The sequence below is a fragment of the Haloarcula halophila genome, assembly GCF_029278565.1.
Taxonomy (GTDB): Archaea; Halobacteriota; Halobacteria; order Halobacteriales; family Haloarculaceae; genus Haloarcula; species Haloarcula halophila.
The window spans coordinates 260,205-282,770 of record NZ_CP119561.1 but is presented as its reverse complement, the minus strand read 5'-3'; the positions used below and the strand labels follow the sequence as shown (position 1 = coordinate 282,770).

The following is a 22,566-nucleotide window of genomic DNA, read 5'->3' as shown; positions in this document are numbered from 1 at the left end:
CAGCGAGGGGTCGGATATCAGGCCGTCGCTGGGCCGCTCCCGTCGTTGTTGCGCTCCTGCTCGGTGTAGAAGCCCAGGTCGAAGCCGAGCGTGTCGCCCTGCACTTCGTTGCCGACCTCGAAGGGCAGTTCCCACGAGAGTGCGACACAGTACATCAGGCCGTTGCCTTCGAAGGCGTCGCGGTCTTCGTCGGTCGGTGGGTCCGATAGCTCGTCGTACACCGTCAGGACGTTGCCGTCCAGCGGAATGCCGTTGCCGGCCGCCATCGCCGCGAGCACGTTGTCCAGCGTGTCCTCCATGATGACCTTCTCGGCGACGAACTGGCTGGCCAGCACGCCGAAGACGGTCGGGATAGTGACGGGGTCGTCCACATCAAAGAAGAACAGGGGGTTGCTCCCCGGTCCGCCGGCCGCGCCGGCCATGTCCTGGAGGACGCTGTCGTTCGCGCTTCCGACAGAGACGGTGTAAAGGTCCGTTGCCGGGGACGGCGAGGCACTTCGCGCGTCCGTCGCCGCGTCCTGTGGGAAGCTGAACTGCGTCGAGCCCGTGCCGTTGAATGACTCGCCGTCCGAGAGGACGATGTTCGAGGCGTCGACACCCGAGCGACCGTTGGCCGCCAGTTCGTCCTGGGCGTCGTCGACACCCTCGCCAATGTAGGTACCCGTGGCGATACCACCGGCGTTGCTGTCGGGGTCCGGGTCACCGTCGCCGTCGAACGGGTCCGACGGTTCGCCGCCGGTGACGACGTTGGCCAGTTTCTGGCGCAGCCCCGTGAGGGCGCTGTCGACGACCGAGAGGTCGCTGGTCAGCCCCTGCAGGATACCCGTGCGTGGCTCGGTGTCGTCGCTGCCTTCCCCGTCGAAGTAGGCGACACCGACCTGCACGTCGGCGTTCTGGGCGTCGAGGTACTGGACGAACTCTCGGGTCGCCAGCTCGACAAGGTCGATTTTCGTCGTCTCGTCGTAGTTGCTGCCGTTGACCTGGATGGAGTCCTCGCTGACGACGCCTCCGTACTGGCGGTACAGCATCGAACCGGAGAAGTCGAGCGTCAGCATGATGTCGGCCGGCTCGGCCTCGTCGTGGACGTTGTCACAGTCGGCGTCGTACCAGAGCTTCGCCTGGATTGCGCTCGCGAGGTCGCCGCCGTCGGGCGTGTCCACGGCGAGTTCCGGGTCGGTGTTGACCCCCTCGCTCTCGGTGACGTTGTCGGCTTGCATCCAGATGTAGCCGGGGTTGTCACAGAGGTGGAGGCTGAACGTAATCTCGCCCTCGTCGCCGGGTTTCACGTCGTCCAGTTGGACGAGTGTCTCCTGAACGTCGCCGGTCGTCGGGTCGGTTCCGAAGGCGGCCTCATCGATTGGCGGGAGGTTCTCGCAGTTCAGCACCGGAAGGTTCTCCCCGTTGCTGTCCGGGTCGTCCTCGTCGAGGAAGTCGCTGTACTTTATTTGCCCGTCGTCGTTGTCGGCGACGATGGACTGCTCGCCGTCAGCGTCGTGGTCCGGGTGGGCATTGACGAACACGGTCTCGTCGTTTGCTGTGTAGGTCTGTTGCCAGTCGACCAGCAGGTCGAGTTCGCCCGCCACGAGGGAGTTGTCGGCAAACGATTCGCGGTCGCTGAAGTACGCGGACGTACCCAGCCCCGCACCCGCGGAGGCGATACCGACGGCTCCGAGGCCGGCCAGCATTTTCCGCCGGGTGAGGTTGTGAAGTTGTGGTTTGTGAGTCATTGTAATGCTATATTGGTTATTCAACAAGAATGGGCGGCGCGGTTACAGCGCGGTGCCGAACGGTGCGTCGTTGTTGCGGCTCTGTTCGGCGTCAACGACGATGTCGAAGGTGAGCGAATCTGACTGGACGTGGTTCCCAACCGCGAACGGGAGTTCCCACTCAAAGCCGATACACTGGGTCGTCGCGCCGGGGTACGGTTGCGTACTGTCTTCCTGTCGGTCTCCGTCGAGGAGGACGCCCTCCGAGAGTTCGTCGAACACCTCGGCCATCGTCCCCTCGATAATCTTCTGTTCCCCCGCGAGAACGACCTGTGCGATTTCCGCGTAGACGGTGTCGAGGTCGCTCGGGTTGGGGGCGATGAAGGCGTCGTCGGGCGAGGACGCGAGGCTCTCTAGGAGCGTCGTGTTCGCACTGCCTAACGCGATAGTGAAGATGCGGATACCTGCGGCCTTGGCGTTGTCGGCCGCGGTGGTCGCGGCGCTGGCGTTGGAGTTACCGTCGCTCAGCAGAATCATCACCTTGGACGCACCGGGGGTCGCGTTCGCGCCGTTGAGGAGTTCGTCGGCCCCCTCGTTGACGCCAGCCGCGATGGAGGTGCTCCCTCCCGCAGTGTAAGAATTGATCGCGTTCTGGACGGCCGCGTAGTTCGTCGTCAGCTCTTGGTCGGTCGTAGCGCCGCTGCTGAACGACACCGCGGCCGCCTCGTCCGGTGATGAGAGGTTGCCGACAAAATCACTCGCGGCGGTTTTGAGCGCCGACAACGGCGACCCGCTCATGGAGCCGGAGACGTCACTGACAAGTGCGACTTCCAGTTCCTGTTGCTGTCCGGTACCGGTCGGTTCGTAGACGTTGTCACAGTCCTCGTCGTACCAGACACAGACCTCGATGGCGTCTGCGAGCTCACCAATACCGTCGGTGTCCACGCCCTCCGCCACGATTTCGGGGTCGGTCTGGCCGTTTTCGGTGTTCTCCGTGATAGCGCCCGAGAGCTGGAGGTACGCCGGGTTGTCACAGATGTGGAAGCTGATAGTGACCTCGCCGGAGTCGCCGGGTTTCACGTCGTCAAGCGTGAAGATGGGAATCTCGTCGCCATTAACGAGGTACTCGTCGGCCTCGGGCGAACAGAAGTCGAAATTCTCGCCTTGGACGAGGTCCTCCCACTCCTGCATGTCAGCGGGGCTGGGTGCTTGGTCAAGCAGGTAGACGCCGTCGCCCAGCGCCTCCGCGTCGGGGTAGTTCTCCTGAATGGCGTCGAATTGGTTTTCCCCCCCGGTATACGTCGCCTTGTAGTCGAGTTTGAGGTCGACCGTCCCCGCGGTGAGTCTGTTGTTGATGAATGACTCCTCGTCGCTGAAGAACGCCGAGGTGCCCAGGCCCGCCCCCGCCGAAGCGACGCCGACGGCACCGAGGCCGGCAAGCATCTTCCGCCGGGTCAGGTTGTGGAGTTGTTTCTTTTCAGCCATGGTTTGTACTTACTCTGGCGTGGGGGTCCCCGGTGCCGGGTCGTTCTGGAACGGGGTGTCGTTGTTGCGGACCTGTTCGGTCTTGAACGCGAGGTCGAAGCTCAGCGTGTCGCCCTGGATGACGTTGCCCACCGCGAAAGGGATCTCGAACAGGAGGTAGAACGTGTAGGTGTCCCCGGCGCCGATTGCGAGGGGCACACCCTGGTCGTCCTTGATGACGTAGCCGCCGTTGGCCGCGTCGAGGATGCCGTTTGCTTCACGCGCGGTGGTGTGGTGCTGGTCGCCGTCGACCACGCCGCCGGTGTCGGGCTCACCGTACGCGACCGATAGGCTGTTCCCGGCGTTGTTGAAGACGGGGTCGAGCACCGAGAGGTCGGTCTTCATACCGCCGCTGGAGCCGTCGGTCGGGCCGCTGTAGTCCTGCCAGACTGTGCTCAGCAGGAACTCGCCGAGGTCGGCGTCGTTGTCGGCGTCGCCTTCCGCTTCCTGTTCCGGTTCGGGGTTCGCGCCGCCGGTCTCTGCGAACTCTTCCGTGCACACCTGCACGTAGCCGGGGTTGGACTCGATGTCGATGTCGAAGCAGATGATGCCCCAGTCGCCGGGCTTGACATCGTCGACCTCCAGGCCCACGACGGCGTCCTGACTGTCCGCGACTTCGGCAAGCCCGAGGCCACCGTTGTTGACCCAGTATTCGTTTGCGGCCACGACGGTCGCACTGACGGACATGTCGAGCGTCCCGGCGGTGATCGAGTTGCCCTCGAACTCTTCGGTGTCGCTGAAGTACGCGGCGGTGCCAAGTCCCGCGCCTGCGGAGGCGAGCCCCACTGCGCCGAGGCCGGCCAGCATTTTGCGTCGCGAGAGGTTGTACAGTTGTTGGTTGTCGTCGGTCATGGTTCATGCACCCGGCGTCGCCGCCTGATGTCGGCGGGTCGCTTCGGGTTGTCTGGTACCTTGGGGGGATGGGACTTCCTTATTGAGTGATTGAGCGGATAGCAGGCCTTTGTGGCCGAAATATACGACCTTCGTACCGCAGCTGGCAGCGATTGCAACGCCGCCATACCGGTATCGAGCGGATAGCTACAGTGTCCATACCAGTTCGTCCAGCGGCTGTACCGCACACGTTCAGGATACTAGTCAGATACAGCCCCATCGTACCCACAACCGTGCCGACCGTCCAGTGGGCATACGGGACGCGTACGCTCGCCGTGCCGGAGTGTAGGCGACTCATGGCTAATCCCCCGGCGGTCTCTCAGACGCGTGAACAAGATGTTCGGTCGCGACAGGCTCCCGGCGGACGACGCCTACGAACTGCTCAGTAACGACCGTCGGCGCGAGACAGTCGCGACGCTGCTTGCCAACACCGAACGCGAACTAACGCTACGGGAGCTCTCCGAACGCGTCGCAACGCGGGAGACAGGCGTCGATCCCGCACCACGGACTCATCGCGCGAGCGTCTACAACGCCCTCCACCAGACACACCTACCGAAACTCCAGACGCTCGCACTCATTGAGTACGATCGTGATCGAAAGCTGGTCCGCCCACGGCCGGCAGTGCGGTCGCTCTATCGGTACATCGACACCGTCGCCTGTTTCGGACTCTCGTGGGCCGAGTACTACCGCTTGCTGGGCATCGTCAGTCTCCTTAGCGTGGTCGTCGTCCTCGCCGAGGTGCCGTACGTCCCGGGTATCGACCCACTGGTACTCACTAGCGCGGCGCTAGCAGTGTTCGCACTCTCGACAGCCTCCCAGCTCGCCAAAACGTTCCGGGTGATGCTGTCGCTCCGGCGGAATTAATCCTGCTCGTTCATCGCCGCCCGCATTTCCTCGGAGATCGGTAGTTCCAGCAGCCGGGTCCCACACGCTCTACACGCCGCCGTGACGACTTCGTGGGTCGAACAGCAACTCTCCCGAACCGTCTCGTCGAGTTCAACGAGACCACCACAGCGGGGACAGGACTCCGCAAACAGGCGTAACGTCCCCGCGACTTCGCTCCGCATCGACACCGACAGCCTGTCCCACTCGTCAACCCGCTCGGCCAGCAGTTCCATGCCGGCCATATCGGCGAAGAAGGCCGTCCGTGAGGGCCACGAGCCGAGCAATTGGCCGTCGAGGTACGCAGCCAGCCCCGTCTCACCGTCGGCGATGAGCAGGTCGTCGGTCGACACATCAAGCAACGCTGCGAGGGCGGTCTGTTCCCCGTCGACGTCCGCTTCGAGCAGTGCCTGAGTTCTGGACGCCCACCGCGTCGCAAACGCCAAGTCCAGTCTGAGATCCGCCCCGTCGGGCGTCGTCGCCAACAGGTCCGCCCGGAACAGCACCGACCCGGGGTCGAACGTCCCGTCTGTCGCGGTCATCGGTTCCTTGTCGAACCACACGAGCACCCGTGCCGGGAGGTACCGTTTAGTCAGGGCCGGCGTTCCCGGAACCAGATAGCCACGCAGGTAGATGAGTACCAGTGACCCGACACCGACACCGACAGCCAGCGTCCGGGACTCGATGGCAACCAGTGCAGTCAACACCACAGCGAGCGCGACGTTGACGACCGTACAGGGAACACATCGGTTCCGGCCGGTGTACTCGGGATTTCTGAGGCGGGACCGAGCGGGGGTATGGCCATCTGAGGACATAGTGACTGACAATCAGTGACCTTACGAGGGAGGAAATCATAGGTATGGTTCGCGTATCCCGCTCTCCGGTCAGGTGCCCGGCCGGTCGCTTCGGTCGTGTGACAGTGTTTTATATTCCTGATGTCGCCACAACTGAGTGTAACTGTCAGTCACGTAGCAAACTTGATCGTAGCTGTGACGTTCTAGTAGCTATATCAATAGTTTTCGTACGCAACCTCAATTACTATTCCATTTTGTTGTCAATTAGTTACCGGAGGGGTGTGAGTGAAAGAACACACAGACAACAGACAACTCAAATCAATAACGACCGACGAACTATTTACGACACTCAGCAACAGACGCCGCCGCTACGTCCTCCACTATATGAAACAGGACAATGATGCTGGTCAGGTCCCAATCCGGGAGCTCTCGGAACAGCTCGCGGCATGGGAAAACGGTGTCGGGACGGATGCGGTCAACCCAAAGCAACGAAAACGAATCTACAGTGCGCTTCATCAGACCCACCTCCCGAAGATGGACCGACTCGGCATCGTCACATACGACCGGAACCGTGGCACAGTGACGATGACCGATTCGCTCGAACAGTTCGATATCTACTTTGGACTGGCCCACAAGCGAAACCTCCCGTGGAGCCAAGTGTATCTTGGACTCGGCGCGGTCTCGGCCACGCTCGCGGTCTGTGTCTGGCTCTCGGTGTGGCCGTTCGGACTGGTTCCCGACATCGCGTACGCGATGCTCATATCAGGGTGGTTCCTCGCGGTGAGCGGATACCACGTCTTCCACGACCGGTGGCGATTCCTCCGGGAGAGTGACGAACCACCGGAGATCGCGATTCCGAGGCAAAGACGAGCGGTATCGGAAGCATCAGCGGCTGAGGGTGCGACTGAGAGTCCTTCGACCGCCACGGTAGACGACCCCTCGACGAACCTGGGTCCGAACGGGGCCGGGGGGGCTGGCGCCGACACCACTGCCGTCAACTCTCCAACGGACGAAGACTAACGATGGATCGCCAGTATCGCTGGACTACAGTGCCTGTGTGACATCGCTGCCCTCAACTGACGTGGAGGGACACGGCGCTCATCGACGGTAGTACGGAACTCCGGGCTACTGACTCGAATACACAGCAGAAAAGACAGTTATTCGTCCCCGGTGCGTTCCTCTGCGATCTCGGACGATTCCTGGACAGTCTCTCGAATCTCTCGTTCTATCTGGTCTCTTCCCTTCTTGAACTCCCCTATCGCTTGGCCAGAAGACCGCGCTAGACCCGGTAGTTTGTTCGCACCGAACAGGAGTATCGCAATCGCGAGTATCGCTAACAGCTCTGTTCCGCCGGGCATACCGATGACCAGTGAGGCAGTCATAGTTCAGTACTACATTAGACAGCGATATTCATCAGTATGATACTGTTACTGGCTGGTTCGTGACCACAGCGGTACGGCTCACCTCCTGCCAGAGTTCTCAGAACAGTCGGCAGTCAGTTTGGAGGGCCACTGAGCAGCTAGGTCGTCCGAACAGTTCTGAAATCAACACTGTGAGCACTGTTCTTTGGCCCAGGATCTACGTATTCGATTTCGGTGCCTTTCACGCTAAGCAGAGGTAGCAGTTCCCTCAAGAGAACTGGTCGTGATTATCTCAGCATGTTCAATCGAGTTGTCTAACGATCAATGCAGAGGATGCAGTCATCACAGGGACTGCGTTATTTTCAGAATTGTATCTCTGAATAAGTTATTAGAACGAACGTGCGAATTGATCGCAGCAACATCCACCGAAGGCAGTCAATGCTCGGTGACCGCTCGCTCGTGAATCCAGCCGCTGACGGCGCCAATGGGAAGGGTCAGCCAAAACGTGGTGAGGAATCCGACGATGCCGACGAGCAGACCGAGCTCCACGGACGCCCTCGGCTGGGAGGGACTGGTGGCGATCAAGACGGGGACAACCAGCAGCGTCGCGACGACGTAGGTCAGCACCGTCGCAATAAAGCCGGCGAGGGGCCCGCGGTATGATATTGACTCGGGAAGCAGTAGCCACGCCACGGCGCCGCCGGCGAAGGCGGCCGGGACGACGAGTGGAATCGCCAGCAGCCCAACATACGTGAGTTCGCCCGTGACCGCAATCGGCCCGCCAAACAGCAGCGTCTGGATGCCGGTCAGGGTGACGAATGCCACCGCTGCGGCCAGCGCCGCCGTGGCGACGGCGTAGCCGGCACCGATGGCCGGTCGGCTCGCGCCGGGAAGCCGCCCTGGACCGTAGCGTTTACAGAATGCACCGACCCTCTTCACAGCGGTCGTGCTCATACCGTAGTATTCCCTCCCACCGGGTATGTTTCCACCGGCTAGCCTGTTTGACGGTGCTGAATGAAGAACGAGCCGGCTGTGTTTTTGAACCCGCTATGTCCGGAATTGACCGCCTAAAGATCTGTACTGATTAGATCGAGGTGAAACTTGTGGCGTTCGAGCGGTCTCTCACGCATAGATGCTGTGCTGTATTGATCCCTTGTACTGACCGATCATTCTTTCTCTGCAGACCGATCTCGATTTGTGCCAGATTCGCGCTCCGTATTCAGCAGAACGGTGAGAACATATTACCGGTCGAGGATTTCAACAGAGCTAATGAGTTCATCTACGCTCCTGTTCTCACTCGCGCAGGTGTGGATTCTCCGGGGTAAACCAGCCGGCAAGGCCGCCTGCATCGGTTCGGATTCCGACTGTCCGGCGTGACCAATCGACTACGGCCTTCCCCAGTGAAAAAACGACGACGGGAGCGAGAACTGCTAAGTCGATTCCGGCAGATCCACCTGCTGGGCTAGGAATGGCAACCCCGCCCGAGACCAACTCCAGTAGCAGTCCCAACACCACGAGGCCGATAATAGTCACAGGAACCACAGCCACGCCCAGCAGAATATAAAAAACAACAACCCGCTGTGCGGCCTCTACCGTCATATACGCCGACCAGTCTTCGTACGTATTCGGGACGAAGTATTCTCGTCGGAGTTCGGCTAATTGCGACGTACAAACCGCCAGTGACCCGAGGATGACTGCCGGTGACTCAAGGGCAGCTACCGGATTCGAGACGATGTCGCTCAGATACGCCCACAGCATGGCGAGAAACAGCGTAACAGTCAGAGACCGGCCGACAACGCGGAAGTTCCGTCGGTATATCGGTGGCAGGCGTGACCCGATTGCGCCCGGAAGAACATTCTCTATCCAGTCGATCGGCTCAGGGTCGCCACTCCAACGCTCTTGGTCAATCTCTTCATGGCTCCCGTACCCGACGATGTAGAAGTCGCGGTCGTCCAGTACGATTGGCTGCCTCGCGAACAGTGCCGCCACGCTGTAGGCAGCGACCATCACGACAACCTCGACCCAGTATAGAACCAGGATTTCAGACGCACGCCATCCCAGAAAGGCCACCCCTGCGGCCGGGAGCGCGTTCGACACGAGGACGAGGATCAGTGTGGACCAATGTTGATCGTTTGCCCGTCGGAGGGTCATTGGAGACATTCAACTGGGTGTCAGTATCGCTGAATCAACGATGTTTCCATCTACGAATCTCGGAGTGAAACTTGACGCGACGTGTGGAACCGATGGCCGAGCGAGAAACAATACCGTGGCCAGCAAAGACATATGTTGGAATCGGTGCTTCTTGACATGAGACCGTGACCTGGCTTCTTTAGCAATCGGGAACACAGGCAGGCGTAGACCCTATGACTGAACGCCATTGTCCGGTGTGTGATGGCCAAATGGAGAAGACGAACGTAACCGCTGAGGGAGTCGGTGACCTCTACGTCGAAACAAAAAGAGACGGTGGTGTGCTTGACCGACTCGGTGTCGGGCATCAAACGCCGCTTCATGCGTTTCTTTGTCCCGAGTGTGGGTTGACACAGCTCTATACCGAACTTTCAGAATGACAGCCTTCCAAGCGTGAACCGAGAGGAAACGAACCTCGCGTAACCAGTCGGGCTACACCTAACAACGGCGGGGTTTCCCGAGCATTGAGATATTTGTCAGTAGTGGCGTGTGAGATACAGACGAAGCGTTATAGTATCGAGGATCCGCTAATTTATAGACGGTACCATAGGGCTGTTCGCAGTCGGCCGGTCTCAACTCCGCAGGGTGCGCTCTGCGGTCCGCGGCAGTTGTTGGCTCTGAGACTGTCGATAAGTATTTTTTACACACCAATCAAATAACGGGATGATGTCAGAGCAGCCCTCCAATAGGTCGAGTAGTCTCATTAGTACAGGAACCAAGATCACAGCGGTCTTTGTCATCCTCGCTCTCGTATCGGTATTTGCGACAACGATCGTGACCGACCGTCAGTGGATTCATTTCGCTGTGCTACTTGGAGTCGGTGTCATCTTTCCGACACTCGTCAACGAATGGCGTAGCTGAATTTCTTCGGCCGAACCGACGACATGCAGCGGGAATGCTATGAATCCTTGATCTCGATATCCTTGTTCCCTTTCTCGTTCTCCCCATATTGGCTCCGGAGGTAACCTGGAATGAAGCCTGAGCGGTCGGATTTGATTAATCGGAACGCGCGTCCCGGACGGTGTTATCACCAATTCTTGAGTGATCAAATTGCCCAGTACCGATGATAACAATGACAATAAAATAGATTTATTTGTGGTTAAGAACTTAGCACCAGTCATGGAAGAGTTAAGCAAAACCCGTCTCGGGGTGATTTGTTTAGTGATAATTATTTATCTCGTAGCGTTAATCGGGTATACGTCCAATAATGATTCCTTGATGCAGCTTGGCGTTATGTCTTTACTCGTAGCTATCCTCATCTCAGCAGGTTTTGTTGGATATAAGAAAAGCCGTGAACCGGAGCCGCGCTCAAATCTATAAAATACTGGTGGACATTCTCGCCAGTTTCAGCGGTCGGAGGCGGTAGTTATACACATCTACTGAGTGCGTATTTCAAATCGATTGGTCGGAAAGATAGACAATCTGTCAGGTTACTTCATTAAGTACAGGGAGTGAGTCTTTTTATTATTGGGCGCAGCACCAACAGAGTCTTTTCATGAGAATACAGTTCTCAACTATGGTTTCAACGGAAAATCAACGATTTTTCATATCCGCTCTGGCAGGGCTGGTCGTTCTCTTTGGGCTGGTTTCGTTGACCAACCTGCCTACGTTGGTGAGACTGCCGGCCACCGTCGTAGTTGGCCTTGCAGTGCAAGGAATACTCAAGTTGACCGCTCAGTAAGCAGGTCCACTGAACAGCTGGTTCGTCCCAACGCTTCTGAAATCAACTCCGTGAGTACTATCTATTGGTTCAGTATCTGTGTATTCGATTTGTGCTCATACGTCCCGCGCTATTCACGGCATCAGCTCTTTCGGAGAAACGGGCCCTGCTTCTCGCCGGAATATCGCTGATCGGGGCGTGTTTTCGCTCCTCTCAGGAACGGTCAGCATACGATTCTTGCCATCTGTGTCTCGTAACTGGTCCGGGCCTGGCACGAGCTTCCCGCCGACGGATCGTATCAGGACCGGCCGCCAGCAGAGGCACTCAAACTGGGCCTTCGACCGGTTGGGAGGTCCATTATCATCGCGCTGTACGTGGTTGCTTCAACTACCGGCCTGGTGGTGATCGCTGCGTTCGCCGCGCCTGAGCTCCCGGCAGAACCGGTCGCCTTGTTAATGTACATCGTTCCGGTCGATGGCGCTAGGGTGTGGTTACAGGACAGCGCTATCGGATCGGTCCTCCGACATCAGGCCTGCAACCGCGCCGTAGGTTCCAGTGGGGATCGACAAGTATCTGAAAGAGATCTAATATTCCAGTCAGGGAACCGGACACGCTGCAGACCCACGTCCTCTCGTTTGCGTCACTCATCTGTGGACCTCGGAGTGAATACCGTCCGGTTTGGGCATCGTCGAGCAACTAACGAACGGTCTTATGACCGACAATAGCCATACACAGTTCATCGAAAACCTGTGCAGTACGCACGACCGGCCGGCATGTCCCTCCCACTGGAGGGATATACAATTTGTGGGGAGTTTCAACCCAAGAAACGCAGCATGGCTACCTATATTTGTCCCGCAGCATCTACGGACGTAATGTCCCTGAATATCGGAAAAGCCCTCCAGGACGGGTTCGACCGGACAGTGACACGAAACGGACTGCTGTTGATCGGTGTATTTGTCGCGTTCGGTGCGCTGAACACGGTGATCTCACAGTCGGTGTCACTCGGCGTACAACAGTGGTTCCAGGGGATTTCGGCACAAGCGGTACAGCAATCGTCGTTTGGCGGTTTCGGTGCGGCACAAACAGTGCTTGCGGTCCCGCTTCCACTGCCCGTCGTCTTGCTGCTCGCGCTGGGAACCGCACTCCTCGCGGAAGCGCTTCGGATCGTCGGGATCAGGGCGTTTGCAGCCGAACAGACACGGTCACCGACGGATCCAACCCTCCGGAACGGACTCCCACTGGCGATGCTGAACGGTGCAGTCGGTGGGACTATCGCGACCGTTCTCACGTATCTCGGTACAGCGCTGCTGATCCTCCCGGGAGTATTCGTTGCACTCTCGTTTTTCTTCGTCAGACAGGAGATCGCGTTGCAAAACAAGAACTTCGTTGCGGCACTCCGGGACAGTTGGGAACTGTCACGCGGTGAGCGGCTCGAACTGTTCGGACTTGGGGCGCTCGTTTTCGTCGTCAGTGTGCTCGCGAGTAGTCCGGCGACGGTGTTGTTCTTTTTGAGCCCGCTCCCGGCACTTGCGCTGGGGATGATCACCACTGGCATCACGACAGTGTTTGGAATCGCTGTGGCGACATGCGCGTACCAGCAACTTCAGGAGGATGACCAAGCTCCGCGCACCGGCTCGACGGTAGCGGATTCAACCCAGGACGACACGGTGGGGGTCTAATCGGTTGGTCACACAGATCTCACTCTCCAGTTGTGGGTGGTCTATGAGGAGGTCCACTGGCCGACCACAGGGGTCCGATCTGACAACGGTCGACGGCCTGGACGGTGGTCAGAGCTAGCCCCAAACCTGTGATTGGGTGATACTCCGAACCGAAGTTCTGATTTGTTGTGATTTCACGACGAGAAACGATGCGTAGCCACTCGCCAGCTAACCCGTCGGTCACCGCGACCGCAGTTACCGTCGTCGCGAATCTGCTCCCACTCTGGGGTGTCTGGGTCGGCGACTTGGCGGTCGGTTCGCTGTTGGTCATCTACTGGGTCGAAGGGGGAGCGACGGTACTCTTTGCGACAGTGAAGGCACTGCTCGCCCAACAGGGCTCACCCGACGTCGCCGGGATTGAGCCGCTCTCCGAACTGCGGGAAAAACGTGGCGGGGTATCGCTCCGAGCAGGCTGGCCACCCGTGTATCCGCGAAACCTCCCGTTCGCACTTTCGGTTCTGGGACTGTGGACGGCTGCGGTCGTCCCGGCCTCTGCCGCCTACTGGGTCGTGGTCGCGCCACAAGTTCGCCTGACACCCGTGCTGGCGCTTGGTATCTCCGGGCTGTTGATTGCGCAAGGTCGGGAGTTCCGCTTCGATTACCTACGCAAGCGCGAGTACACCGACACGTCCGCCAGGGAGATACTACTCGAACCGACACAGATCGGCCTCCTGTTAGCGGTCCTGGGATTTATCGGGATGATCGACGAGCGACTGGGTGGCCCGCTCGTACTCAGCGTCCTCGTGCTCGTCAAGACGGGGGCCACAGTTCGTCAGTTGTTCGTTGAACACCCAGCCCTGCCGGTCCCCGACCGACTCGAGGGGCGGTTCACCGAGACGGACCTCGCCGAGACGGCACCCGAAATCGACCCGCCCGATGGGGAGCCACAGAGTAGCGTCGCCGTCGCACCGTCACCTGTCCTCTTGGCGGCGCTCCCGACCGTCGCACTGGGATTCCTTCATCGGGGCGTCTTGGGAGTGTTCGCTTTACTGGGCTTTGCAGTCCTAGTTGCCGGGCCAGTTTGGCTCGCTCCGTGTGTTGCTGTGGTCCTCATCGTCGTCGGGGCCAGGATCGGCAGCTACTACCTGCGATACGGCACCATCGAGTACCGCCGTCACGAGGAGTATCTCGTCGCACACGATACGCTCTTGGATGCCCCGCAGTGGGTCGTGCCGGTCGACGGAGCGAGGTTCTCGGTCCGGAACGCCGCCACCGACCGGCTGCTGGGTACCGGAACGTTAGAGATAGAGCGTCTCGATCCCGACGATACGTCGGTACAGTTCGGACCGGTGGCGGATCTCGACGCCGCGGTCGAAACGCTGGACCTGCCGGTCGTCGAGACGGACCGTCCCGAGCGGGATCCTGCCGTAATTGCCGCGGCGCTGTTGCTCGCACTTTCCTTGTTGGTCGTCCCTGCCGGCCTCCTGTTCAGCCCGGCGGTGAGCGACGCGGAGCTAGCTGGGCTGGCAGTGGCCATCGGTCCGATGTTCCTGCTCCCGGTCGTCGCACTGGTCTGGGTAGCGCTCCGGTGGATCTGATCGGACGTGCCGACAGCGCAATGCGGAATCGGGCCATCCAGTGCTGCCCGAGGCCGATCACGAGTGGCGCACACGGATGAGTTACGGGAGAAGGACGCCAACGAATACAGTTATCGCAATACTTGCTCACGTTGAGAGATGTATAATTTAGTTATTACTATTGGGGATAGGATAGCGACCAACCCGACCCGATAGCGAGCTAGGTTTCACGGGAAATTTATCTCATTGTAGCAAGTGGCGGTGGTGCAGGATGGTTGTTAAGGCCTAATTCGGCGGATATCGGTTATCACACTCGCATAAGTCACCTACGGTAGCTTGAGGTCTATGCGATATCGTGCATATCGGCGACGAGAGGACAGGGGACGAATACCTGCTCGCTCCTGTCAGCGGTTACGAGCTGACATTGACCGGCTGTCGCGGGTGACCGCTCTTTGCTGCCAGCCACCCGCCCAGCCGCCCCGAGAGCGCGGCGATAACCGCGGCGAACCCGACTACGAGCGGGACGAACACCGCCAGCATCACGACTGACACCACTGTGAACCATGCGGGCTGGGCTAGCCCCAAGACGGAGGTGATGACGTTGGGGACCGACCACAACACGGGCAGGCTGCCGATGGCCCCAGTCCGAAACCCGACTGGGGTGCTTTCGAGGCCATGGCGTTTCGCCAGATAACCAGCAGCGAGGGCGGCGAGAGCCACACCTGAGATATCCCAGGTCCCACCGACGTCCTGCCAGTTCAGTGCAAGCGTGAGCGGGAACGACGCGACGCCGGCTAAGAAGGCGTACCGCCATGTGGGAGACGACCGTAGTCGCTGGATGGTGGAGGGCGACATATATCGTAGTGACAACGAGAGCGACATAAGATCTTTGCTACGACACGATATCGGCCAGACTGTCAAAAAGCAGCGCGAGGTCCCCGCCACGCTGTGTGCAAGAGGTGAAGCGTGTCACTCGGGGTATATTGTATGTATAAATACCGCTCACACAACAATTTTCTCACTCGGACTAAACCCGTAGTTCAAGTAATCCGATGGTACACGACTACTGGGCGGCGGTTGCCGTAGGATCTTTGACCACGAACGTCTGCAGTAATCGTTTCCACGACACCGCCAAGACGAGTACCCAGAGGCCAGTCCAGACGTTCACCATGGCTGGAGCACCGAGAACACCCTGTCCCGACAGTACCCCCTGTTTGAGTAGCGGATTCGCCATATCCAAGACAACTATTGAAAAGAGTTGTTTCGGGAGAAAGAACATACCGACGAAGACAAGCCATCGTTGCTTGCCGGTCAGGATTCGGAAGGCGCGATATAGCGGTGGGGCGATGAGAAGTCCGACGATCGTCACGCCGGTTGCGAGGAGAATTGTCGGATCCGTCGAAGTGAACACGCCTCGAAGGATGACCATCTCATCACCGCCACCACCCGCGACAGTCGACAGTCGTCCCCAGGGCATCGTAGCGAAGACGAGGCAGAACCCGAGCGAATTTTTTACCTGATTACTGTCTGATTTAAGAAAAAAGTATCCGACCCATAACAAGCCGTAGCTCCACACAAGTCCCGCGATTGGTGCCAGAACGATCTCCGGTGTCTTATAACAAGCAGTCTGCCAGGTATTGAAATTCCGTGCCCCCCAAGCCCCACAGATCAGCCGACCGACAGCTGTGTGTGCGATTTCATGGAGTTCGTTGTGGACGAACAGGAGGGCCACGAACGCGATTCCCCAGCGGGTATCGACATTCAAGGAGAGTTCTGTTGCGGAGTGGTGGGGTGCTGAGTCACTAGTTGCCATCCGAACCGCTACCAGTACCCGTCACTGATACTGACGATACCGTTTCCGATTTCAATCAATCCGCACTCGTTCGTGCGTTCGCCGATGGCACACACTGCACAGTCACTCGCCCCACGTTCTGTCTCGGCCTCAATTTGGTACTCCCCACGCTCAAGCGAAGTTCGAACACTCACCGTCTCGAGCGGACCGACCGCCAGCGTACGTTCAATAACACCGTCGCCATCGGTATCAGTGAACCTCACTGTAATCCTGCGCCCCTCTGTGTGGTCATAGTTGCGGATAACGAGGGTTTCGGCTTCTCCTCGGTCGCTCTCGACTGCATGGTGGGTCGTTGTGTCGCCGTCCGATCTATGCATCTGCATGTGTATCACTCTAGATTCTATGATTGTATATGCAGTTCCCGTGTTTCCGGAAGTGAAACACTGGGACCACCGTTAGTGCTGTCTAACTCATAGACACTCAGGACGCGACAGTAGAGAACGATGGTGAGTCACGACCCACGTAGGTTCGACAGATTGAGCCGCCGGAAAAGGAGTTCACTACCAGTCGTAACGACCAGAACACCGAGACACAGTGGCAGGAGTCCAGCAACCCACACAAGCAGGGTGAACAACCCACCAGACTCACCACCCACCAAGAGAACAAACTCGCCGAATGCCCATGTCACACCAAACAACCAGACAAGTGACGTCCAAATGTCATGCGTGACCAGCAGGTACACCGGAACCACGAACTGCCCCGCGATTACGAGTGCGAACCCGACCAACACGGGGGCAACAATGAGCGCATCTCCGACTGGATCGAACGCGAATCGCCAGAAGATGAGCCGGACTCCGGCCCACAGACCGAGCATCACCGTCGCATACGTCGCTCCACCGCCAACCAGCAGTTGGCGTTTCGTTACGAACCGCCGACCGGTAACCGACAAGATGACAGCCCCAACCGCGGCTATCACTGCAACGACCGTCGTCAGCGTCGGATCAAACGCGTGACGTGGCGTGGTCTGTCCCACAATAGATCCGCTCAACGTGAATATCTCCGACCACGATGTCGCGGTTATCAACATCACCCGCCATTGACACACCAGTAATTAAAAACGCTCGTCCGAATCCGACCGTAGATTCGTTCAAACCACCCTGACAGAAAAACAATCACTGTCGATTTATTACGGTGTGATTCGGGGAAGAATATGTTGGTACACAGGGTTTCAGAGAACAGTCCTCATGCTGTATCGCTTTCACTGAGTCGGATAGTACAAATGGCTCGTAACTCATAATTGCGTATCATTACGATTTATTATCCGGCGCCAGTGCACCGACAATATGAGGTTCCCCTCCCCCTCATACAGAGAGTATGTGGAATTCGTAGCGACCGTACTCGCGACTATTGGTGTTCTTCAATATCTCGGAGCTTTTGGCTCACTCGGTAATATTAGTATAAATTATTTTGTTGGCTTGGCCTTCATCTTGCCAGTGTTTACGTACCTTTTGACAGTCGTTTGTGGGAATATTCCTTGGATTCCACGGTGGGATAGAATGGTTCGGGAGGGGAAATAAAAGAGTTCAACTTGCACTACAGAACATGATTGATGAAATTCTGGGATTCGTTTTCGATGCATTGCTAGAACTCGTTCCTGCTGTTGTCTGGAAGCTCTTATTTCTTCTAATCGGGATTATGATGATAGGAATTGGTCTGACAGTTCTTGAACAATCAACACAAACAGGAGGAGCACTGATTGTTGTCGGGACGTTATCAATGATTGGTTCACTGGTCTCGCTATATCGATAGGGGGACGATATGCTGTATTGAATAGTGCCCTCTGAGCCGTCGTGAAGCGACGCTGATTTTGAAACTACCGGTACCACCCGCTAACAAGGATCTCAGCACCCGCTGTTGCTCGCACTCTCGCTATTGGTCGTCCCAGCCGGGCTCGTGTTCAGTCGGGCGGTGAGTGGAGCGGAGCTACCCGGGCTTGCGGTGGCCATCGGAAAATCACAGGTCAATATAGCTCCACGGTGATCGTCTCTCCCGCTTCGGTAGTGAACCTGTGTGCGTCTTCCCCAGCGACGGACATCTCGTACGAATCACGAGAAGGGAGCTCAGCTTCTTCGAATCGCTTCTCGACAGCTCGCCACTCGATCTGTATCGGGGCGCCCCGTGTCTCACTGGCGCCGATGGTGGCCGCTGCACCTGAATCGACGACGGATCCCACTATGACGGGGATATCCTGTTTCGTCTTTCCGTCTCCCACCACGCAACGAAAACTTGGTAGCTCGAACGCGTGTCTGAACAACGCGCTCTCGTTTGTGACTTCGATAGTACCAATCCGATCGGTCTCTGTATCGATCGTCTCGGCGATCGTCACCTCGTACCGTATTACCTCGCCTTCGTTCCGGTCGACGGCCGCAAGTGTGAGAGCCGCGCCGACGAGAACCACTCCGGTCGTACCGGCCAGCTCGATCCCGGCCCCGCCAACGACACCCGAACTCAGCAGCCATCCCAAACCCACGAACAGCACCGCCGAGATCGCGGAAATTGCAAACCGGCCGACCCGCTGACGATTGTACCACTTCACAAGGTAAAACGACGAAACGGCGTATCCGGCGCCGCCGGTCACGAAGCCCACGAGTGAGGCGGTACCGTCCCCGAACACCCCGACGGCCAACAGCGATAGGGAGCCAGCGTACAGTAGCGCGAGTTTGGACGTAACCGAAAGCGAGAGCAGAATATCGCGGGCGAAGTAGACGACCGCGAGGATACCGAAGACCGCACCGAACCCGTACGCAATCACACTCGGGCTGACTGGACTCATGATCGGCCTCGACTCTGAGCGTGTACCGTAGGTTCCCGTCTATCGACTCGTGTGATAGGCATTTTCGGGCAGGGTGACAGACGTACTCACACAGCGCGTTTCAGTATCTGTGGGACGACGATAACTTCGAGGGCAGCTATGCCGAGTGCTGCCCACCGGATAGTCCCGTCGAGGAACGCGAACGCGATGACTGTGATGATGACGGCGTTGATAGCTGGGAGTCCGTACTGGACGAGCGGGCTCTGGAGGATGGAGGGCATACAGCATTAGCGAACGAATGACGGATATTAGTAATTTATATTCGGAGGGACGACCCCAGCAGGACTACCGGTTTGACCACCTCCAGGGGTCGTGTATAGCTACTGTCGACGATCGGGGGGAACTGTATGCGTCGGTGGATACGGATGCTGACGAAGATCCATCCCTACAGCTACATAGTTATCGGAGTCACGGGAGTGAGTCTGACCGTCGTACTCGGCCGTCCGGGGCGCTACACGGTCGGTATTGCTACCCTCGAGTTCGATGGGTTCTGGTTCGTACTCGTCTGTTCACCATGCTGCTTGTACGTTCTGTCACTGACGAGTACGATCCAGCCGAATATGACGCGGGGCAGTAACGCGACGAACGAGCAGTCTAATTTCGAACCAACAGGCCAGAGCAGGATCCGAGGGGTTGTTGGCTTCACTCATCGCTGCTTAAATATCGGTCTCGAATCTTCTTGAAAGAGTAGATCACGACATTGATCGCCAGCACGAGAAGGACAGTGAGTACCATCCCGACTGGGTCAGTCGCACCGTACTGTAGTGGAGCACCAGACTGGAGGACAGCAGCGTTGGCAATCATCTGCGGGGACCACATTGTAGTTCCTATGAAAGATGAAATTGATTACGATACCACTATGTCTCGCCGTGCCGGCCGCTGATCGGCGGCGCAGTCACGACCCACAGGTCGTAGCCAACGACGGCAGCCATTGCGGCTGTCGGAACAGCAAGCAGTAGTCCGCCGGCGGGGTCGAAGTCGACGCCGGACAGCGAAACGCCCACGTAGAGGGCCGTCAACGACGGGCCGCCGGCGAGGGCGGCGCCGAGTCGCACCTGGCCGCTCCGGAGATAGCCCCCGCCCCAGGCGACGAGTCCCGGGACGATGACTATCAGGGAGAGCACAGCCAGCAGCCCACCGTAGACACCGCCGACGAAGTCGTTCGGGCCAGCTGACGTGACTAGAGCGGTCCCGAACAGCCAGACGAGAGATGCAAGAAGCGTCACCTGGGCAGTCCAGCGTTGCCAGTCCGGCATCGTAGGACCGTCGCGCCGATACAGTGCGTACAGCCCAGCGAGGACGAGCACGTTCGCGCTGACGGTTAACGCCGGGACGACGACGCGCTGTGCCCATACCGCGCTGAACGGCGCCGGGTCGAACACGTACGAATCCCCCGGCCGAGGGGCAGGCCAGACCCCGATCGGGAGCATCGCGCCGAGCAGACACAGCGCGCCGACGACGGCCAGCGGTCCCCCACTCCGTGTCGAGGGACGCCACATGGTCAGTCACCTCCGAGCGCTGCGACAACACCGTCGGTCGAGACCGTTACCAGACCGCCATCGAGGACCGCCGGGGGCTGGAGTCCGTCCCGCAGCGGATACCGCCAGGTCGCGTCGCCGTAGTCGGCCGTGAACGCGACCAGCCCGGCCGACTGGAGCGTCAGCAGGCCGTCGTCGGCGGCAGCGGTCACGGCGCCGCTACCGACCTGCGAGCACCACCGTGGCGTCGGCTTCCCGTCTGCCACCCGGTCGAACGCGAACGTCGCGTCGCCGGCCTCGCCCGGTGACTCGACCGCGTAGATAGTCTCGGGCGTGACGACCGGCGGGGTCAGAAACCGACCGCGATCGATCCGCCACTGTTCGGAGCCGTCCGACAGCGCCCGACCGACGAGACCGTCCCCCGTGCTGAGATACACCGTCCCGTCCGCGACGACGGCGTGCTCGTTCGTACCCGTCGGCACGGTCCACTGGCGCTTGCCGGTTTCGGCGTCGAGAGCGACCGTCTGCTCCCCGCCGACGAGGATCGTGTCGTCGGCCACCGCTGGGTCCCTGGCGTCGACTGAGGCCGTCCATCGTGGACTGCCGTCACGAGTATCTACCATCGTTAGCCCGTCGGTTGTCGGACAGATTACCCCCTCACCGGTTCGCGCCGGCGTCCCCGCACCTGTCACGTTGTCCGCACGCCACAGACTGCCCCCGTCCGCGATGTCGAGGGCGACGACGCCGTCGGCCGTCGGACAAATCACCGTCTCGTCCGTAACGATCGGGGACGCTAGGTTCTGGCCGTACCCGTGTGCTGACTCAACGGCCGCCGGCACGAGGTCGCGGCGCCATCGTTCGGTGCCGTCACGGAGCGACAGGCCGAACAGCCCTGCTTTGGTGGCTACCATGACCGTCTCCTCGGCGACGATCGGTCCACTCGTCAGCCGCTCAGTCTCGTCTCCCGAACTGACGGGGATACTCGACCGCCACTGGACTGACGGCGTCGGTGACGGAAACTCCACTGGAGTGTACCCAGTGTTCGCCGCGTCGAACCGCGGCGACGGCCACGCGCCATCGGGAAGTGTCTCGAAGGCCGACCCGTCGGCCGTCCCGACGGTGTGTGACGGCTCCGGTGTGTCGGTGTCAGGACAGGACGAGGAGCACCCGGCGATACCGGCGACCGCACCGGATACGACTGTCCCGAGGAACGTACGTCGCAACGTGGAGGGCATCAATTACGGTGTCTGACCGATTTACAAAAATAACTAGCGGAGTCTCTCAGTTAGAGAGATACCCCACTGTGTGTTACACGGGGTCCATCAGGCGCCTCATAACCAGGCGAAGAGTTGGTGGGAAATGTATATACTGATCTCACGGGAACTCACACCATATTTGTTTCCAGGAATCGTCATTTAGTGTATGCGCCCTGCCCTCCGATACGTCAGTTCACTAGGTGTTGGAGCGATAGTCACAGCGCTTGCCGCGGAGTTTGCCACAACAGATCACCTGCTTTTGATTTCGCTCCTCCCACTCTACGTGAGCGTCACGTCGATGATACTGGCTCACAGACAGCAATGGGTTTCGCTTTCCCGTGATACTCCCGATTGGTCGGCACGGAAGCGAGGTGCCATTATCGGGGGTATGGGTGCATTCACCGGCTCCCTGCTGCTTCAAGCCTCGGTTCCTGCGGGCGTTGCTGGGTTCGGGTTGTTGCTCCTCGGTATGGCTGGAGTGGTTGCCGACGTCGACGAACTGTGAGCGGTCCATGTGAGCAGCCAAGTGATACTGAGAGGGGCTAGTATCGGACTGAACACCACCGGCGGCTTCAGCAGCTACGCTGAAAGGTCTGCATACAGCCGGGTCATCCCACACTCCGGACAGAGATATGCATGGAGCGGGGTTTGATGTCCGATACCGAGTCGGTCGAGTACGCCGCCATCTCTGTCAGTGTCGACATAGAGGTCTCCGATTCCTTCGGCAGTGACAGCTGTCTTCTCCATCTGGAGATCACACTCCGGACAATGGCGTTCGGCCATGAGTTTCAGATACGGTTTTGTTGCCGACGAATAAAGGACTCGGGTCACTATTTCACGGTCGGAGAGAGATCCGACGATCGAGAAACATGCCCCTGTCTCGGCGAGTGACATCCTCCGCGCCGTGAACGGCGCGGCTTCCCGGCAT

The 22,566-nt window shown here is 59.0% G+C and carries 23 protein-coding genes; 7 read left to right on the top strand and 16 right to left on the bottom strand.

The window, feature by feature from the left end:
• Positions 1 to 17: 17 nt before the first annotated feature.
• The 3 genes from P0204_RS19960 to P0204_RS19950 are packed head-to-tail and all read right to left on the bottom strand — an operon-like array spanning position 18 to position 4,082.
• On the bottom strand, positions 18 to 1,727 hold the full coding sequence (locus P0204_RS19960; RefSeq protein ID WP_276224167.1) for a vWA domain-containing protein: 1,710 nt from the start codon (positions 1,725 to 1,727) through the stop codon (positions 18 to 20).
• 42 nt (positions 1,728 to 1,769) lie between these two features.
• Positions 1,770 to 3,191, bottom strand: coding sequence for a vWA domain-containing protein (locus P0204_RS19955; protein WP_336406477.1), 1,422 nt, complete (start codon positions 3,189 to 3,191; stop codon positions 1,770 to 1,772).
• A gap of 9 nt (positions 3,192 to 3,200) precedes the next feature.
• Positions 3,201 to 4,082, bottom strand: a complete 882-nt coding sequence (locus tag P0204_RS19950; protein ID WP_276224165.1) for a SipW-dependent-type signal peptide-containing protein — start codon at positions 4,080 to 4,082, stop codon at positions 3,201 to 3,203.
• 375 nt (positions 4,083 to 4,457) lie between these two features.
• Between P0204_RS19950 and P0204_RS19945 the strand changes: the two genes are divergently transcribed.
• The gene (locus tag P0204_RS19945) at positions 4,458 to 4,985 is read left to right on the top strand and encodes a DUF7344 domain-containing protein (RefSeq protein ID WP_276224164.1); all 528 of its coding nucleotides are present in this window, start codon (positions 4,458 to 4,460) and stop codon (positions 4,983 to 4,985) included.
• Here P0204_RS19945 and P0204_RS19940 read toward each other — a convergent pair.
• The gene (locus P0204_RS19940; protein WP_276224163.1) at positions 4,982 to 5,818 is read right to left on the bottom strand and encodes a DUF8054 domain-containing protein; all 837 of its coding nucleotides are present in this window, start codon (positions 5,816 to 5,818) and stop codon (positions 4,982 to 4,984) included. The two genes, P0204_RS19945 and P0204_RS19940, sit on opposite strands and share 4 nt — an antisense overlap.
• A gap of 264 nt (positions 5,819 to 6,082) precedes the next feature.
• Here P0204_RS19940 and P0204_RS19935 point away from each other — a divergent pair, with 264 nt between their 5' ends.
• Positions 6,083 to 6,817 carry a DUF7344 domain-containing protein gene (locus tag P0204_RS19935; RefSeq protein WP_379801971.1) on the top strand — a complete coding sequence of 245 codons (735 nt, stop codon included), beginning with the start codon at positions 6,083 to 6,085 and terminating at the stop codon, positions 6,815 to 6,817.
• 137 nt (positions 6,818 to 6,954) lie between these two features.
• Here the strand turns inward: P0204_RS19935 and P0204_RS19930 are convergent, their stop codons facing one another.
• The 3 genes from P0204_RS19930 to P0204_RS19920 all read right to left on the bottom strand — a co-directional run bounded on the left by P0204_RS19930 (position 6,955) and on the right by P0204_RS19920 (position 9,309).
• Positions 6,955 to 7,179: a Sec-independent protein translocase subunit TatA/TatB gene (locus P0204_RS19930; RefSeq protein ID WP_276224159.1), complete on the bottom strand. Its 225-nt coding sequence runs from the start codon at positions 7,177 to 7,179 to the stop codon at positions 6,955 to 6,957.
• A 414-nt stretch (positions 7,180 to 7,593) separates the two neighbouring features.
• Positions 7,594 to 8,112: a hypothetical protein gene (locus tag P0204_RS19925; RefSeq protein WP_276224157.1), complete on the bottom strand. Its 519-nt coding sequence runs from the start codon at positions 8,110 to 8,112 to the stop codon at positions 7,594 to 7,596.
• Between the two features lie 339 nt (positions 8,113 to 8,451).
• On the bottom strand, positions 8,452 to 9,309 hold the full coding sequence (locus P0204_RS19920) for a DUF6498-containing protein (RefSeq protein ID WP_276224155.1): 858 nt from the start codon (positions 9,307 to 9,309) through the stop codon (positions 8,452 to 8,454).
• A 699-nt stretch (positions 9,310 to 10,008) separates the two neighbouring features.
• Between P0204_RS19920 and P0204_RS21285 the strand changes: the two genes are divergently transcribed.
• The 3 genes from P0204_RS21285 to P0204_RS19905 all read left to right on the top strand — a co-directional run bounded on the left by P0204_RS21285 (position 10,009) and on the right by P0204_RS19905 (position 14,261).
• A complete protein-coding gene (locus P0204_RS21285) occupies positions 10,009 to 10,206 on the top strand; it encodes a DUF7987 family protein (RefSeq protein WP_473092355.1) in 198 nt (65 codons plus the stop codon).
• A gap of 1,671 nt (positions 10,207 to 11,877) precedes the next feature.
• On the top strand, positions 11,878 to 12,684 hold the full coding sequence (locus P0204_RS19910) for a DUF7847 domain-containing protein (RefSeq protein ID WP_276224153.1): 807 nt from the start codon (positions 11,878 to 11,880) through the stop codon (positions 12,682 to 12,684).
• Between the two features lie 188 nt (positions 12,685 to 12,872).
• The gene (locus P0204_RS19905; RefSeq protein ID WP_276224151.1) at positions 12,873 to 14,261 is read left to right on the top strand and encodes a DUF6498-containing protein; all 1,389 of its coding nucleotides are present in this window, start codon (positions 12,873 to 12,875) and stop codon (positions 14,259 to 14,261) included.
• A gap of 390 nt (positions 14,262 to 14,651) precedes the next feature.
• On the opposite strand, the gene P0204_RS19900 is transcribed toward P0204_RS19905, so the two are convergent.
• The 4 genes from P0204_RS19900 to P0204_RS19885 form a co-directional block, all read right to left on the bottom strand.
• On the bottom strand, positions 14,652 to 15,095 hold the full coding sequence (locus tag P0204_RS19900; protein WP_276224149.1) for a DUF5518 domain-containing protein: 444 nt from the start codon (positions 15,093 to 15,095) through the stop codon (positions 14,652 to 14,654).
• Positions 15,096 to 15,303: 208 nt separating this feature from the next.
• Positions 15,304 to 16,053 carry a hypothetical protein gene (locus tag P0204_RS19895; protein WP_276224148.1) on the bottom strand — a complete coding sequence of 250 codons (750 nt, stop codon included), beginning with the start codon at positions 16,051 to 16,053 and terminating at the stop codon, positions 15,304 to 15,306.
• A gap of 8 nt (positions 16,054 to 16,061) precedes the next feature.
• Complete coding sequence (locus P0204_RS19890) at positions 16,062 to 16,409, bottom strand: Ig-like domain-containing protein (protein ID WP_276224146.1); 348 nt, start codon at positions 16,407 to 16,409, stop codon at positions 16,062 to 16,064.
• Between the two features lie 134 nt (positions 16,410 to 16,543).
• On the bottom strand, positions 16,544 to 17,119 hold the full coding sequence (locus P0204_RS19885) for a hypothetical protein (protein WP_276224144.1): 576 nt from the start codon (positions 17,117 to 17,119) through the stop codon (positions 16,544 to 16,546).
• A gap of 434 nt (positions 17,120 to 17,553) precedes the next feature.
• On the opposite strand from P0204_RS19885, the gene P0204_RS19880 reads away from it, so the two are divergent.
• On the top strand, positions 17,554 to 17,841 hold the full coding sequence (locus P0204_RS19880; RefSeq protein WP_276224143.1) for a hypothetical protein: 288 nt from the start codon (positions 17,554 to 17,556) through the stop codon (positions 17,839 to 17,841).
• Positions 17,842 to 18,052: 211 nt separating this feature from the next.
• On the opposite strand, the gene P0204_RS19875 is transcribed toward P0204_RS19880, so the two are convergent.
• From P0204_RS19875 to P0204_RS19860, 4 genes are all read right to left on the bottom strand, one after another.
• Positions 18,053 to 18,679 (bottom strand): hypothetical protein, encoded by a 627-nt coding sequence (locus P0204_RS19875; protein ID WP_276224142.1) that lies wholly within the window; start codon positions 18,677 to 18,679, stop codon positions 18,053 to 18,055.
• Positions 18,680 to 18,951: 272 nt separating this feature from the next.
• Positions 18,952 to 19,125 (bottom strand): hypothetical protein, encoded by a 174-nt coding sequence (locus tag P0204_RS19870; RefSeq protein ID WP_276224141.1) that lies wholly within the window; start codon positions 19,123 to 19,125, stop codon positions 18,952 to 18,954.
• 636 nt (positions 19,126 to 19,761) lie between these two features.
• Positions 19,762 to 20,403, bottom strand: coding sequence for a hypothetical protein (locus P0204_RS19865; RefSeq protein ID WP_276224139.1), 642 nt, complete (start codon positions 20,401 to 20,403; stop codon positions 19,762 to 19,764).
• A 2-nt stretch (positions 20,404 to 20,405) separates the two neighbouring features.
• Positions 20,406 to 21,617: an outer membrane protein assembly factor BamB family protein gene (locus P0204_RS19860; RefSeq protein ID WP_276224138.1), complete on the bottom strand. Its 1,212-nt coding sequence runs from the start codon at positions 21,615 to 21,617 to the stop codon at positions 20,406 to 20,408.
• 187 nt (positions 21,618 to 21,804) lie between these two features.
• Between P0204_RS19860 and P0204_RS19855 the strand changes: the two genes are divergently transcribed.
• Positions 21,805 to 22,143 (top strand): DUF8153 family protein, encoded by a 339-nt coding sequence (locus P0204_RS19855; protein ID WP_276224137.1) that lies wholly within the window; start codon positions 21,805 to 21,807, stop codon positions 22,141 to 22,143.
• 74 nt (positions 22,144 to 22,217) lie between these two features.
• Here the strand turns inward: P0204_RS19855 and P0204_RS21210 are convergent, their stop codons facing one another.
• Positions 22,218 to 22,532 (bottom strand): hypothetical protein, encoded by a 315-nt coding sequence (locus tag P0204_RS21210; protein WP_379801980.1) that lies wholly within the window; start codon positions 22,530 to 22,532, stop codon positions 22,218 to 22,220.
• Positions 22,533 to 22,566 lie beyond the last annotated feature (34 nt).

Coding starts and splice junctions, on each gene's coding strand:
- P0204_RS21285 (WP_473092355.1), top strand. CDS start 10,009: ATGATGTCAGAGCAGCCCTCCAATAGGTCGAGTAGTCTCATTAGTACA.
- P0204_RS19870 (WP_276224141.1), bottom strand. CDS start 19,125: ATGCCCTCCATCCTCCAGAGCCCGCTCGTCCAGTACGGACTCCCAGCT.
- P0204_RS21210 (WP_379801980.1), bottom strand. CDS start 22,532: ATGTCACTCGCCGAGACAGGGGCATGTTTCTCGATCGTCGGATCTCTC.
- P0204_RS19940 (WP_276224163.1), bottom strand. CDS start 5,818: ATGTCCTCAGATGGCCATACCCCCGCTCGGTCCCGCCTCAGAAATCCC.
- P0204_RS19945 (WP_276224164.1), top strand. CDS start 4,458: ATGTTCGGTCGCGACAGGCTCCCGGCGGACGACGCCTACGAACTGCTC.
- P0204_RS19960 (WP_276224167.1), bottom strand. CDS start 1,727: ATGACTCACAAACCACAACTTCACAACCTCACCCGGCGGAAAATGCTG.
- P0204_RS19890 (WP_276224146.1), bottom strand. CDS start 16,409: ATGCATAGATCGGACGGCGACACAACGACCCACCATGCAGTCGAGAGC.
- P0204_RS19865 (WP_276224139.1), bottom strand. CDS start 20,403: ATGTGGCGTCCCTCGACACGGAGTGGGGGACCGCTGGCCGTCGTCGGC.
- P0204_RS19925 (WP_276224157.1), bottom strand. CDS start 8,112: ATGAGCACGACCGCTGTGAAGAGGGTCGGTGCATTCTGTAAACGCTAC.
- P0204_RS19895 (WP_276224148.1), bottom strand. CDS start 16,053: ATGGCAACTAGTGACTCAGCACCCCACCACTCCGCAACAGAACTCTCC.
- P0204_RS19910 (WP_276224153.1), top strand. CDS start 11,878: ATGTCCCTGAATATCGGAAAAGCCCTCCAGGACGGGTTCGACCGGACA.
- P0204_RS19860 (WP_276224138.1), bottom strand. CDS start 21,617: ATGCCCTCCACGTTGCGACGTACGTTCCTCGGGACAGTCGTATCCGGT.
- P0204_RS19950 (WP_276224165.1), bottom strand. CDS start 4,082: ATGACCGACGACAACCAACAACTGTACAACCTCTCGCGACGCAAAATG.
- P0204_RS19955 (WP_336406477.1), bottom strand. CDS start 3,191: ATGGCTGAAAAGAAACAACTCCACAACCTGACCCGGCGGAAGATGCTT.
- P0204_RS19920 (WP_276224155.1), bottom strand. CDS start 9,309: ATGACCCTCCGACGGGCAAACGATCAACATTGGTCCACACTGATCCTC.
- P0204_RS19905 (WP_276224151.1), top strand. CDS start 12,873: ATGCGTAGCCACTCGCCAGCTAACCCGTCGGTCACCGCGACCGCAGTT.
- P0204_RS19885 (WP_276224144.1), bottom strand. CDS start 17,119: ATGTTGATAACCGCGACATCGTGGTCGGAGATATTCACGTTGAGCGGA.
- P0204_RS19855 (WP_276224137.1), top strand. CDS start 21,805: ATGCGCCCTGCCCTCCGATACGTCAGTTCACTAGGTGTTGGAGCGATA.
- P0204_RS19900 (WP_276224149.1), bottom strand. CDS start 15,095: ATGTCGCCCTCCACCATCCAGCGACTACGGTCGTCTCCCACATGGCGG.
- P0204_RS19930 (WP_276224159.1), bottom strand. CDS start 7,179: ATGACTGCCTCACTGGTCATCGGTATGCCCGGCGGAACAGAGCTGTTA.